This is a genomic window from Peribacillus sp. TH14 (genome assembly GCF_016651145.1).
Taxonomy (GTDB): domain Bacteria; phylum Bacillota; class Bacilli; order Bacillales; family DSM-1321; genus Peribacillus; species Peribacillus butanolivorans.
The window spans coordinates 22,945-36,861 of record NZ_JAEKEK010000002.1; the positions used below are offsets into that span (position 1 = coordinate 22,945).

12 protein-coding genes and 1 pseudogene are annotated in these 13,917 nt (G+C 40.4%); 5 read left to right on the forward strand and 8 right to left on the reverse strand.

The features are described 5' to 3' along the window. Positions 1-52: 52 nt before the first annotated feature. On the reverse strand, positions 53-1,327 hold the full coding sequence (locus JFU50_RS28085) for an IS110 family transposase (protein ID WP_201225228.1): 1,275 nt from the start codon (positions 1,325-1,327) through the stop codon (positions 53-55). 500 nt (positions 1,328-1,827) lie between these two features. Here JFU50_RS28085 and JFU50_RS28090 point away from each other — a divergent pair, with 500 nt between their 5' ends. Next, on the forward strand, positions 1,828-2,316 hold the full coding sequence (locus tag JFU50_RS28090) for a DUF2975 domain-containing protein (RefSeq protein WP_201183788.1): 489 nt from the start codon (positions 1,828-1,830) through the stop codon (positions 2,314-2,316). Positions 2,317-2,326: 10 nt separating this feature from the next. Beyond that, positions 2,327-2,545, forward strand: a complete 219-nt coding sequence (locus JFU50_RS28095) for a helix-turn-helix domain-containing protein (protein ID WP_201225229.1) — start codon at positions 2,327-2,329, stop codon at positions 2,543-2,545. A 271-nt stretch (positions 2,546-2,816) separates the two neighbouring features. Here JFU50_RS28095 and JFU50_RS28100 read toward each other — a convergent pair whose 3' ends face one another. After that, positions 2,817-3,161, reverse strand: coding sequence for a short-chain dehydrogenase (locus JFU50_RS28100; RefSeq protein ID WP_207196621.1), 345 nt, complete (start codon positions 3,159-3,161; stop codon positions 2,817-2,819). 166 nt (positions 3,162-3,327) lie between these two features. Further along, positions 3,328-4,125, reverse strand: coding sequence for a hypothetical protein (locus JFU50_RS28105; protein WP_201225230.1), 798 nt, complete (start codon positions 4,123-4,125; stop codon positions 3,328-3,330). Positions 4,126-4,589: 464 nt separating this feature from the next. Here JFU50_RS28105 and JFU50_RS28110 point away from each other — a divergent pair. Then, positions 4,590-4,757, forward strand: a pseudogene (locus JFU50_RS28110) (IS110 family transposase); the annotation flags it as partial. 163 nt (positions 4,758-4,920) lie between these two features. Here JFU50_RS28110 and JFU50_RS28115 read toward each other — a convergent pair. From JFU50_RS28115 to JFU50_RS28135, 5 genes are all read right to left on the reverse strand, one after another. Then, positions 4,921-6,384, reverse strand: a complete 1,464-nt coding sequence (locus tag JFU50_RS28115) for an NAD-dependent succinate-semialdehyde dehydrogenase (protein WP_201225232.1) — start codon at positions 6,382-6,384, stop codon at positions 4,921-4,923. 58 nt (positions 6,385-6,442) lie between these two features. Then, on the reverse strand, positions 6,443-7,738 hold the full coding sequence (locus JFU50_RS28120; protein ID WP_201225233.1) for an MFS transporter: 1,296 nt from the start codon (positions 7,736-7,738) through the stop codon (positions 6,443-6,445). A gap of 133 nt (positions 7,739-7,871) precedes the next feature. Continuing rightward, entirely contained in the window at positions 7,872-9,116 is a 1,245-nt protein-coding gene (locus JFU50_RS28125; RefSeq protein WP_242489164.1) for an iron-containing alcohol dehydrogenase, read from the reverse strand. Between the two features lie 115 nt (positions 9,117-9,231). Beyond that, entirely contained in the window at positions 9,232-10,437 is a 1,206-nt protein-coding gene (locus tag JFU50_RS28130) for a hydroxyacid-oxoacid transhydrogenase (protein WP_201183738.1), read from the reverse strand. Positions 10,438-10,455: 18 nt separating this feature from the next. Next, positions 10,456-11,898 carry an aldehyde dehydrogenase family protein gene (locus tag JFU50_RS28135; protein ID WP_201183737.1) on the reverse strand — a complete coding sequence of 481 codons (1,443 nt, stop codon included), beginning with the start codon at positions 11,896-11,898 and terminating at the stop codon, positions 10,456-10,458. Positions 11,899-12,493: 595 nt separating this feature from the next. Here JFU50_RS28135 and JFU50_RS28140 point away from each other — a divergent pair. Beyond that, positions 12,494-13,159, forward strand: coding sequence for a GntR family transcriptional regulator (locus JFU50_RS28140; RefSeq protein WP_057215460.1), 666 nt, complete (start codon positions 12,494-12,496; stop codon positions 13,157-13,159). A 3-nt stretch (positions 13,160-13,162) separates the two neighbouring features. Beyond that, positions 13,163-13,549: a topoisomerase C-terminal repeat-containing protein gene (locus tag JFU50_RS28145; RefSeq protein WP_201225234.1), complete on the forward strand. Its 387-nt coding sequence runs from the start codon at positions 13,163-13,165 to the stop codon at positions 13,547-13,549. Positions 13,550-13,917: the final 368 nt, after the last annotated feature.

The following is a 13,917-nucleotide window of genomic DNA, read 5'->3' on the forward strand; positions in this document are numbered from 1 at the left end:
TTTGAAATCCTACGAATAAGCCAACTTTCGTAAAAACAATGTGAATGTAAATTTACGCTGCTAGTTGTTCAAGAGGGAATACCATTTCCGGTTTATAGACAGAGCCATTACGAGCAATCCCTACTAGGACACGGGCGAGTTTTCCACATAGTTTCATGATGGATTTCATTTTCTTAATCTTCTTCACCTTAACATTGTTCGAGTGTAGGGCTTTAAACTCAGGGTTATTCATCACCAGACTCATGGTCGCAAGGAAGAGGTAACGCCGCAGGCGTGATCTTCCACGTTTGGAAAGAACAATTTGGCCTTTCCACTTCCCAGAGCTTGCCTCAGCGAGATGCAATCCTGCATGACGAAGGAGCGCATTCCCGTGAGCGAACCCACTCAGATCTCCAGCTTCTCCTAAGATGCCCGCCAGTGAAATTTCGCTGATTCCTTTAATGGCAAGTATTTGCTTAACGAATGGAATCTGTTCCAAGACGTTTGTGACTTCTTGCGTCACTCTTTCGAGTTGGGATGAAGCGAGATCATATTCCTCTAATAACTGTTCCAAGTGAAGTTTATACGCATCAAGGGCTTGTTTCGTACCAATTGAACGCTTGGCCAATGTAATCAGGGAACGGGCTTTTTTATGCCCGGAATGTCGCTTCATACATGATTTCCACCCGGTTACGATATCTTGAGGCTGTAAGGAACATATTTCAGCTGGGGTAGGAAAGAGGCGTAGGGTTGCGATTGCCCCTTTACATGATACGTCTTTAAACACTTGCCGGAGCTCGGGAAAGACAACATCCACCCAGCGATTAATCTGGTTGATGGAGCTAACAAGGCGCTTAACGATCACATCTCGGTTGGCCATAAGGACACGAAGTTTTTCAAATGATTCTGAAGTGGAACGAACGAAGGCATAATAGCCATTCTTCACCATATCAGCGATGACAAGGGCATCTTTTTTATCACTTTTGGATTGCGTATTATCACGATTTTCTTTGTTTCTTTTGACATGGTGAGGATTGACCGTAACGACATCAATGTTTTGTTTGACTAGCCACTTTGAAAGGTTTATCCAATAATGACCGGTAGGTTCCATTCCGACTATCGTGGTGTCTAGGTTTTTCATGTGTTTTAGTTCCTTGATCCAATTTAGTAATCTAGTAAAACCCTCTTCGTTATTTTCAAAAGACAAAGGTTTCCCGATCACAATGCCTCGATAGTTTACAGCACGGGCCACGTGTACGTGTTGGGCGATATCCACACCAACAACTAGATGTTGATCCGTAATTCTTTCAATCAGTTGATTTTGTTTGTTTTGCATTTTAAAATTCATAGTAGGGCTTCCTCCTTAAGACTTTGAGTTAGATTGGACACTATACTCGTATCTTACTGAGGGGCTCTATTTTTTTCAAACCTGATATTTAACGATCTACAGGAATGCTAACGCACCCGTAGTTTAAGTACAATGTTTCACAAACCTACTCAATTACCACTTCATTTATTACATGAATGCTGCCCGTCTATATGAGAGCAAGAGATGACTCTTCCACAAATTCTGTTTATTCTCTTGCTCCAGCTTAAATAGATCTTGATTATTTCTCTCAAAAGAATGCAAGACTTCGCTTCTCTTTCTCTCCTCAACAAAAAACAAAGAATGATACGGAGTCTTACTCGGAATATTTGAATGCCCTTCATGAATTTGATCAAAGAAACAAGTATATCGAAGGACTTCATGTAACAATAATAATACAATAAAAAACAATACAAATTTATTGTAAAACGATAAATCATATGATAAAATCATGTTGTCATTAAATAAGTGAGGTATTTTAAATGAATGTTAAACCAGGTTCAACCACTTTCTTAAAGGTAATTATTTTTCTGGTTGGAATTGCAGTTCTTGCATTGTGCATATTTTTGGTGCCTAAGATTGGGAATTTTGCTGGGGAATTGTATCCAGATATTGCTTATATGAAATCTCTCGTTTTAATCGATATGTACGTGGCAGCGATTCCTTTTTATTTCGCTCTTTATCAAGCTTTTAAACTTTTAAGCTATATTGATAAGAACCAAGCGTTCTCGGAATTATCGGTAAAGGCTTTAAAGAATATAAAACACTGTGCCATCACGATCAGTACCTTGTACCTGTTAGGTATGCCACTCTACTATCTCATGGCGAAAAGAGTTGACCCTCCAAGTTTCATACCAATCGGATTGGTCATTATTTTCGCCTCAATGGTGATCGCCGTTTTTGCTGCTGTTCTCCAAAGACTTTTACAAGAAGCTATTAATATAAAATCAGAAAATGATTTAACGATCTGAGGTGAATATCATGGCGATTATCATCAATATTGATGTGATGTTGGCAAAAAGGAAAATGAGCGTAACAGTACTTTCGGAGAGGGTTGGAATTACTATGGCGAATCTTTCCATTCTGAAAAATGGAAAAGCAAAAGCGGTTCGTTTTTCAACATTAGAAGCGATATGTAAGACTTTGGATTGTCAGCCAGGTGATATTTTGGAGTACAAGGGCGACGAATACACTCAATAAAAACAGACAACAACTTTCTTCAACCAACGGGATTAGATAGTGAAATTAAGATGAAGGGATAGCTATTAAGCTATCCCTTCTCTGCGTTTATTATTGATATTTAATTAGAGAATTCCATTGAGAATTGCATTGAGAATTGCATTGATATTAGTGACAAAAAATGTGATGTGATTTGCATTGTTTGCACCTCAAAAGGGAACCCGTTAGCCGCAGCCATCCCTTCTTTAATATAAGCACCCGTTAATTTAGATAAGATAAAAAACAAAAAGGCTTATATTCCAAAGTGTATCATGTATTTATTTTCCTCTTTAGCCTGAAATATTTTAGAAGCTAATTCATTAAGTTCAGCAGATTTTTTATACATCGTTGAAGATGTAATCACATCATAAAACATTGATAAAGAATCAGGTGGAATAATTGTAATTCCCCAGTAAGCTAACCCAAACTCTGGGCGTTCAAGCGAATGAAAGTAGGTTCTCATAATAGATAAATGCTCATTTAAGTGATTAATAATTTCATCATCAACAGAAATACATTTATATTTTTGTGGTTCATAACCAATATTTCTTTTCAGATTTTCGATATTATCAATTATTCCAAAATCATGAACAGGCATTATTATCGACCTCCTGATACATAGTGAGCCTTCTTGCCACTTAAGATATTGCATAAAAGCATACTATTGTTTAAGTACATTTTTTTCAAAAACTCTATAATTGAAGGTCATAAGAATGAATATGTTGTACAAATAATATATTAAAAAGTGCTCATATTCCTTTGCATTAATCTATTTCCCATTTTACATCAATCTTCCCTTTCAAATTATCCCCTGTGACTATTAATATATATATACCTGCTTTTTCTGCATTAAACTGGATTACATTCGTATCAATGTCTCTATATTCTCCATACGTATCTTCTAGCTCTTTCATCTCTACTAACTTCCCGTTATTATCTAAAATATGATACCCATATCCTCCCTCATTCATTTGGTCAAAGGATATATAACTCGTTACTACATCTCCCTTTTTTAAAGATATTGGAATCTCGTTTTTTCCATTGAAACGCTCAAACTCTGCGGAAAATGATGATTTTGTCTTTTCTTCGGTCCAATCTTCTTTTATAGTAAAATCGAATAATCTTATACATAGCAGTAGAGGGAAGACTAAAAGAGAAATCCATACTAATTGCTTTTTTTTCTCTAAAAAATAGTAGCTAAAAGCATAGATAAATGCACATAATGCACCAACACTTCCAGCAATCAATGAAAACAAATTAATACCCATAAATGGAAAAAACACAATAAATCCTGCTAAACAGTGCAAAAGGATACTCGTCTTGTATGTGACCTCTCTCCATTTATACCTTACTAAATCGATTAGCACTGTCATCACTAGTGCATATCCACAAATTAATCCCCAAACCTTTATATTTGATATAGACTCTGTAAACTCATACAAATCAAATTCGGTTCCCAAAATGATATATATACACATAATAAATACTAATAAACCAAGCGCTGCTAGTTTATTAAGTATGTACTCCATTACATTGTTATTAAACGTTATTTCTAAATTCATAAATCCCCCTATATGAAATTTTTCAATATGATATAAATAATATTAGCAGACATTCCCAATATATTACACAAAGGATTTACAGATTGATTGCCCGGATAGCTTAAGTGTAACTTTTCACAAATAATCTTAAATTAGTATGCCTACTGTTCACTATTCCTCAACAATCTGGCCCAATTGTTGAATAAAGATCAAACAGCACTCTTTAACTATCCTGCCCCTTCGTATTATAAAGGTCAGCCAGTTATTTCTGGTTGAACAATTTTTATATCGATATATGATAACGGTATCCGGGTTAGAACGTTCCTGCCCGTGGGGCTTGGACCCCGTCAACTAAACAGTTCGCCCCCTACTTGCTTAAACATGATTTGGCTGGTTGGGACCAAGATCTCGTATAACAAGCGAAGCTATGATACTGCAAGAAGGATTTAGGGGTACCGGCAATATTCTTTAGGAGGAGATAATAAATGAATCCAGTAGTTGGTCTGGATGTATCGAAAGGTGAAAGTCAGGTTCAAGCATTCTTGGAGAAGAAGAAGCCTTATCAAGGAAGTTTTAAAGTTACGCATACCATTGAAGGACTAGAGAGCTTACACCAATATCTTAGAGAGATAGAAAACGTAACAGGAATTCAGGATATTTTTTATTTGTCTTAGGATGTAAAGCAACCTGGCCATAGGTTCTGTAACTGAGGTTTGTTAATCAAAGGGGAGCGTGTGTTGAATTAAGACTTTTTATGAGGTAAAAAAGGAAAGGCTTAAGGATCCGAATTCACCTCAAGCCTTTACTTGCCCTATCTTAAAAACCCATTGATATATATTTTTCTTCCAAATATTCTTCAAGGCCTTGATGGCCACCTTCCCTTCCCATACCACTCTCTTTCATGCCGCCAAATGGAGCTTGTGCAACGGTGGGAATTGCGTCGTTAAAGCCGATGATGCCGAACTCCAGAGCTTCGGATACCCTGACTCCCCTGCTTATATTCTGTGTATAAAAATAAGCGGCCAGCCCGTACTCTGTATTATTGGCAAGCTCGATCACTTCTTCTTCTGTATCAAACGGGATGATTGGTGCAACCGGTCCAAATGTTTCCTTGTATGTGATAAGCATATCCTTATTCACTCCACCCAGAACGGTAGGTTCATAGAACAATCCATCAGCCAATTCCCCTTCAACTCTTTGTCCGCCACAAAGAAGGCGGGCACCTTTTGCCAAGGCATCTTGTACATGTTCCTCTACCTTTGCCAGGCCATCACTGCTGACAAGAGGCCCGACTTCAACGGTTGGATCGATGCTATTTCCGACTTTTAGAGCTTGTACCTTTTCAACAAAAAGTGCAGAGAATTTATTGATGACAGAACGGTGGACGTAAATTCGATTTGCGCATACGCACGTTTGTCCGGTGTTCCTGAACTTGCTTGCAACGGCACCATCTGCTGCGGCTTCCAAATCAGCATCCTCAAAGACGATAAATGGCGCGTGTCCCCCAAGCTCAAGGGAAAGTCTCTTGAGCTGCGGGGCTGACTTGGTAACCAGCAATTTGCCTACTTCAGTAGATCCTGTAAAAGAAATTTTCCTTACTACCGGATTTTCAAAAATTTCATCCGAAATAGGTCCGGCACTCCCTGTTACGATACTGACCACTCCAGCAGGCACTCCCGCCATTTCCACCAATTTACCAAACGCTAACGCACTAATAGGAGATTGTTTTGCAGGCTTGACAATGACTGTACATCCAGCGGCCATGGCAGGTCCTACTTTCCGCGTCATCATGGCCAACGGGAAATTCCAAGGGGTAATGGAAGCGACCACTCCAATCGGCTGGCGAATCACCGATAGCCTTTTATTTGCAGCAGAAGCAGGGATCGTTTCCCCATAAATCCGGCGTCCTTCTTCAGCAAACCATTCCAGGTAGCTTGCAGCAAAATCCACTTCACCCCGGGCTTCCGTTAAGGGCTTGCCCATTTCCATACTCATGATTTCTGCTAATTCATCTTTATATTCATGCATAAGGTCATGCAATATCTTTAGATATTTACTGCGTTCCTGTGCCGTCAGTTTTGACCAGGTTTTAAACGCTTCCTCAGCAGCTGCAATGGCCGCATGCGTTTCTTGGCGTCCTCCATTTGGAATCCTTGCCACCACTTTCCCTGTTGATGGATTTGTTACTGGTAAAGTTTCTCCGTTATGCGCTGCAGTCCATTCACCGTTCACATACATTTTCAGTTCAGATAAATTGACTAATCCACTAGTTTTCAGCATGAATATGTCTCCTTTTTTCGTTGAATTTGCAAAGCGCTTCATTATATACACAAAAAGATTAGAGTCCTGAAACTTTAGTTCCCCCGTCAATGTCCGTGTTAATGGAAATCCTTTCATTTTTAAGAACGAAGGTATACCCCACAGCAGCAATAAGGCAAATGACTACAGGTATGATCAGGGCTATATTGAAATTATTGAACTTCGCTATTAAGATCCCTGTTGCGACTGGAGCTATCCAGCCAGCGAGGTTCCCCACGAAGTTTTGCAGTCCTGCAAGCTTTCCTTCCGCACCCTTTGGAGCAACATCCGAAACAGTGGCCCAGAGAATGCCCGCAGCCAATCCTTCACCGCCGATTGCTATTGAGATATACGTAAGTGCCATTATGGCGCTGTCTGTATAGATAGTCGGTATAATAGCTAATGGAAAAAGCATGCCGATGGTTAAAACAGTCTTTCTTGCTTTGATGGAATTCCAGCCTCTTTTAATCAAGAAATCCGATAAAACCCCTCCTAGAATATTTCCCAGAAAGGACATGATCCAAGGTAGCATCGTGAAAAAACCGGCTTTTAAAAGAGTCATTTGCCTTTCGACTACAAGATAAGTGGGAAGCCAGGTCATCATTAAATAAGTAAGATAGTTATGGGCAAACAAGCCGTATAACATAGGGTAAACACTTCTGAATTTAAAGAATTTAAATGGTGAGACGTTTAGTGTCGTCGCTTTTTCGGTTTGAGTTTGCTCCTCTTTGATATAGGCTACTTCGGCCTCGTTTGCAATCTTACTTTGCTCTGGATGGTTTTTGAAAAAGAATAACCAGAATGCCAGCCATACAAAACCGATGGATCCAATTACCGCAAAGGATGCTTGCCATCCCCAAGTCTGGATGATCCATGCTAAAATGGGTGTCGTTATGCCAATCCCGATAGCTGTACCAGAATTAAATATCCCGTTTGCAATGCCCCGTTCGTGTGACGGCAGCCAGTCTGAAATAACGCGCGTATTGGTTGGAAACGCTGGAGCCTCTCCGATTCCCATTAAAACGCGGATACCAATCAGTCCGCCAAGCGAACGTCCCATTCCAGTAAACACCGTACAGAGCGACCACCAAACGATGGCAATCGAATAAGTTAAGCGTGCCCCCAATTTATCAACGATTACCCCGACCGGGATCTGCATTAAGGCATACGACCAAAAGAACGCTGACCCCAATATCCCGAATTCTACTGCCGAAAGCGAAAGATCCTTCATAATCGAGGGTCCTGCAATGCCAAGAATTGCCCGATCCATATAATTGATTGTTGTTGCGACGAAAAGGAGTACCACTACAAGCCATCTTCCATTGGTCTTTTTCATACGTCACCTCATTAGATAATTATATTCAGGTAGAAAAATGCTGCGGGAAATCCATGTGTCCGAAAAAAGTTAAAAAGGGGAAACTGATTCGAAATCCCCTGAAATTCCAGGTGATTTTCAAATTGAATGGTTTTTATACATTCACGATGGCCGTTTCTGAATTTTTTGCACTGCTTGCATTTCGATTACCATTATTAAAACCTTCAAAGTCCCCCTCATAAGCCTTCTCTATAATCAGTTGGATATCCGATGCCTTCGTCAGCCTTGGATTAACGACCACGTTACCGCTTCGCATGGAATCTTCCACTAATTTCGGCAAAACGTCCAAAGAGACTCCAAGCTCTTTAATATTAAGAGGAATATTCATGCTCCGATTCATTTCGATGATGGTTTCGATTGCTTTCTCGGCTGCTTGTGCATTGGATAAACCGCTTACATCCTTTCCTAAAGCTATTGCAATTTCTCTATACTGATCCTCACATGCCGGCAGGTTGAATCTCATGACGAATGGCAATAGTGCTGCATTTGCGATGCCATGCGGGATATTAAAGACTCCTCCAAATGTATGAGAAATGGCGTGTACATTACCCAGTCGGGATTGTGAAAAGGCTGCACCAGCTAACAGGGAGGCTACAAGCATGTTTTCCCTGCTCTCCATGTCCGTTCCCACAAAGTACGATCGTGTTAAATTTTCACCGATCATCTTAATGGCCTGCATCGCGAAAGCCTTACTGACAGGGTTGGCAGATTTGGAGGTGTAAGATTCAATTGCATGCGTCAGAGCATCCATACCAGTAGCTGCAGTAATCTCTTGAGGTAAATTTAATGTAAGGGCAGGATCCAATATAGCTAGCTTTGGAAACAAAAGTGAACTAAGTACTCCTAATTTAAAAGAGGTGTCCTTATTCGTTACCACTGTTGAATTAGTAGCTTCACTGCCAGTTCCAGCCGTAGTCGGGATTGCTATGATCGGGAGCGGAGGATTGGAAATATTTCCAACCCCTTCATAATCCAGGATATGGCCGGGATTAGTAGCCATTGCCGCGATGCCCTTGGCTGTGTCAATGCTGCTTCCTCCTCCTACAGCCAGAACCGCCTCCATCTTTTGTTGCTTAAGATACACTGTCCCCTGTTGGATTGTTTGAGCTGATGGATTAGGCTCTACCTCATCGTAAATCTCAAAATAAAGGTTTGCCGAAGCAAGGGATTTTTCAATGCCTTGTAAGAGACCGGCTCCTCTTACCCCTTTATCTGTTACGATCAGCACACTCGATACACCTAAATCCTTAATGAGTTCCCCTGTTTTTCCAGATATTCCGTTACCGCATTCCACCCGTGTCGGCATACTATATGTAAAAGGCATAAGAGACATTTTCATCTTCCTCTCCATTTATATTCTATTAGATAGTGAAACCCTTTCCGCCCCGGTCTGCAGATCCATCATGAATGGTTATGATGCTTAAACTTTCATGGACACCCTACCTTCAAGCAATCTATAAAGCTTTTCTAAGTAATTCTTCTAAACTGCGCTGGGTTGGCACTCTTGGGTTATTCCGAATCAGGCGATCGATTTGGAGGGTCTTCTCAGCAATTTCGGGAATATCCTCTTCTTTGATCCCAATCTTCGTCAGCTTTGTAGGCAGTCCAATTTCCCCAAGCAGGGTAAGCACAGCTTTTGATGCAGCCAAAGCGGCTTCCTTATCGGAGAGGCCATCCGTGTTCACATTGAATGCCTGGGAAATCCTCACCATTTTTTCTGTTTCTACAGTTGCATTATATTCCATGACATATGGAAGCAAGAGCCCGGTCACCTCTCCATGCGGTGACTTCACAAGTCCTCCGATTGGGTAAGCCAATGCATGGGCTGCTGCTGTACCTGCATTTGAAAAGGACATTCCAGCAAGCAGGCTGCCCATTAGCATATTGGAACGGGCCTCGAGATTGCTCCCTTGCTGCACCGCAAGCGGCAGGTTTTTTGCAATCAATTCAATGGCTCTGAAGGCGAGTGCATCGCTTATGGGGATTGAACCTTGGAATAAAATGCTTCCTTCTGCCTGGATATATGCAGAAGGTTTGGCTGTGTATGCCTCTATCGCATGTGACAAAGCATCAATTCCGGAACAAGCTGTTACATAAGCAGGAAGCCCTAACGTTAATTCTGGATCAAGTAGAGCAACGGTTGGTCTTAGGTAATTATCCGAGATACCAACTTTCAGGTTATTTTCCACATCGGTCAACACCGCTACAGATGTCACTTCTGAACCGGTTCCAGCAGTCGTCGGAATCGCTACAAGAGGGGCGATGGGTCCAGGAACCTGGTTTTCTCCGCCATAATAGTCCAGGGGATGTCCGCCATGGGCGACCAACAAAGCGACAATCTTCGCCATATCAATGCTGCTTCCTCCGCCAAGGCCAATTACTGCATCAATATCCATTTGAGATTTAGCAAACTTATAACAGTCCATCGCCGAATCTACCGGAGGTTCCGGTACGACCTGGTCATAGATAACTGTTTCGTAATTTGCATGTTCCAACAACGATGAAATTCTGTCTACGATTCCTGCATTTTTGATCCCTGGGTCAGTAACGAGCAAGATGTTTTTTGCCTTTAATCTTTGAAGGATCACATCCAATTGCCCGATTGCCCCGTTTCCAAATACGATTCTTTCGGTAGAATAAAAATCCCATGTATTTCTCATATTCCTTACCTCCAAAGTCTAAAGATTGATGACGACAAGTTTTTCGTCTGTCATTTCTTGCATGGCATAATGCGGTCCCTCTTTGCCAATTCCGCTGTCCTTCACTCCGCCGTACGGCATAATGTCGGCACGGTATGTAGAAACATCATTGATGATTACACCGCCAAAATGGAGTTCCTGTGTTGCCCGCATGGCTAAAGTGATATCGGATGTAAATAAACCAACTTGTAAGCCGAACTTCGTATCATTGGCCTGACGGAAAGCCTCCTCGATGCTATCGAAAGGAATGATGCTAATCACCGGTGCGAACACTTCCTGGCAGACTACCTTCATTTCCGGTTTCACATCTATTAATATAGTAGGTTCTAGAATCGAATCCCGCCTTTTCCCTCCATATACCACTTTGGCCCCAAGACGCCTGGCTTCCTGGATCCATTCTTCCGCACGCCTTGCTTCTTTCTCGGAAATCATAGGGCCAATGTCCGTGGAAGAATCTTCCGGATCACCGACCTTCAAGCCCTGTGCCACCTTGACTGCCTTCTCCACAAACGTATCGCAGATATTTCTATGAACGTAGATTCGCTGTACTGAGATGCAGGCTTGCCCTGCATTCACATACCCTCGTGTGACACAGAGCTCAACTGCTCTGTCTAAATCATGGACATCCTTGTGAATGATGTTTGGGGAGTTATTCCCTAATTCCAAAGTAACCTTACGAATTCCCGTACTGCTCTTAATATGCCGACCTACACCGGGACTCCCTGTAAAAGTGAACATTGCAATTCGTTCATCCTCCAAAAGGTATTGACCTGTTTCCTGCCCAAACCCGTTAACCACATTCAGAAAACCTGCAGGCAATCCAGCTTCAGAAAAAATTTCTGCGATCTTGCATGCAATGAGTGGCGTCATTTCAGCCGGCTTCAACACGATTGTATTTCCCGCTGCCAACGCAGGAGCTACCTTGTGTATGGTGAGATTGAATGGGAAATTAAACGGGGTGATCGCACCGATAACCCCAACAGGAACCCTGATGGTGAAAGCCATCTTATTGTCGTTTCCAGACTGCCCCAAAGGAACGCCTGTACCGGCAATCCGTTTTGCTTCTTCCGCTGAAGCTATCATCGTTTGGATTCCTCTATCGATTTCCCCTCTGGCATCCTTCAATACTTTACCGACTTCCTGAACCAGAATCATCGCCAGCTCTTCTTTTCTCTCTTTAGCGATATCCGCTGCACGCATTAGAATCTCGTAGCGTTGATTGGAATCTAGCTTTCTCGTATTAAAGGTTTCCAAGGCATTGGTCACCGCTTCAGAAACAATTTTCCGGGATGCCCTGCCGATCTGGGCAATTTCTTCTTTGTTATATTTGTTCATAACAGCGATTGTATGTTGATCGGATATCCATTGCCCATTTATGAAATGGCCATAAAATGTGTTTTTTCTGCTCAGCGTTGTGCTCATTGAAGATTCCTCCTTTGAAAAATAAAGATCACTTTTTTTAACTTCACAGTTATTTCTTCTAATAGATTCAATAAATTTCAATCAAGAAAACGGCAATTATAAAGCGCTTCCATTTTAAACTTAAGATTTTCCCTGCCCATCAACACTCTTTAGTAACTGATTATTGTAGAATCCTGCCCAAAAATAGTATGTAATCATTTCCAAAAATATATCATATAATATACGATTATGTAAATATTTAAAATTAAAAATATTCAGTTTTTTTATATAAACCTTGCTATTACAATGTTTTTCACTTCGAATAATATAGATAGATTAAATAATTCATGATTATTTTTAAAATATTATATATAATCTATTCAAAATCCATCAAATATAATATATAATCATCAGTGATGAGGATATATTTTTGTAGCTTTCCAGCAGACTATGGAGTCTACTTCTAAACTCTCTATTCTTGATATCAATATGGTTTCGCCTTATCTTATTGATAGGGTCAACAAGCCGAAAGCTGCTTCAGTTTTAATTTAAGTTGTTACATCTATATGAAATAACACTCGTTCTCATAGAATTTTTTTAAGTTAGGGGCCTTTCGATGATAAAGGAAAAAGAACGCGGAGAAACAACGGAATATGTCTACAATTTATTAAAAGAAAAGATTTTTGAATGGGATTTATCGCCGGGACAAAAAATCAATATCAGCCATTTAACCCGGGAAATCAACATTAGCGCCATACCTCTCAGAGAAGCATTATCTCGTCTGAACTCTGAGAACTTAGTCATCTTAGAACCAAATAAGGGGTATCGGGTCAGTGACATATTAGATACTGAAAATATGGCGAAAATGTTAGAGGCCCGGATATTACTGGAGACGCATGCGGTCCGGAATATTATCCGCTTAAATAATGTAAGCGTGACGGAAGAAATGGCCGCGCTTACAGATGAAATGTTTTCCACAAACACAGGTGCTTCCAACAAAAAAATACTAGATTTTACTCATTTAGATCAACAATTTCATCATGCCATCATGAACGCTGGAGGAAACCCGTTTTTATTTGAAGCATATAAAGGCATGCACTGTCATCTTCATATAGGCCGGTTTTATCACGTCAAAGGTGAGATCGACCAAAAAGACGCACCATCGGAACATATGGAAATCATTGAGGCCATCCGGACAAGGGATGTATACAGAGCCGAGATTGCGATCTCCAGCCACATACAGGATTCCATAGATCGTTTATTGGAGAGGACAAAAAGATAATACTTGGAAGCTATTGAGGATAATCTTCTTCGGATATCAGTCATCGTAATCGCTTTGATCAAATTTCCGGAATATTCAAGTGGGTGTAAACAGACATTCCCATCTCAAATGCTTGGAAAAAAAGGGACAGAAAAACATGTGAAAGATTTATGCACCAAGAAGAAAACAAGTGTGATCAAAGGGATGAAACCGAAGACAAAAGAAAAGAAGCCTTTTGATGCTTCTCTTGTTTTGAAAGATGATGGATCGATTGAATTTGCAAAAAAAACATTTGCTAAATCAAAGCAACAAACTAAAATCCCTATAACAATTGATAGGGATTTTACCATGAAAGAGTATATGCCGAATGATTCGCTGAATGAATCCACTTACTGCTATAACCTTTTCTGATTTTGATCTCCAAAGAAAAGAAAAAGTATATGTGAAAAATCCAAACGAAAGAAGTAAAAAATAACGAAAACCCTATAACTAATTTGCCCCTTATAGTTTTTGTAGGTCGTGGGTTTTACTTAATGAAAAAAACTCTTTGAAAAAAGATAGCTTAGAGCACAAAAAAAACGATTTTCCCTTAACGTGGGGTAAAATCGTCTTTTCTGGTACTTAATTTGAATAAGGTAAATGTAGCTCTCAAGACAGGGGTGTTCACTTTTCTTAAATCTTCTTCTATGCGTATTTAAACCAGAAGTAAAAATCACTTCCAAAAGTTAAAAAAGGGTTTGATACCTTCAAATCTATTTTTCCAAATGAAAACAACCATC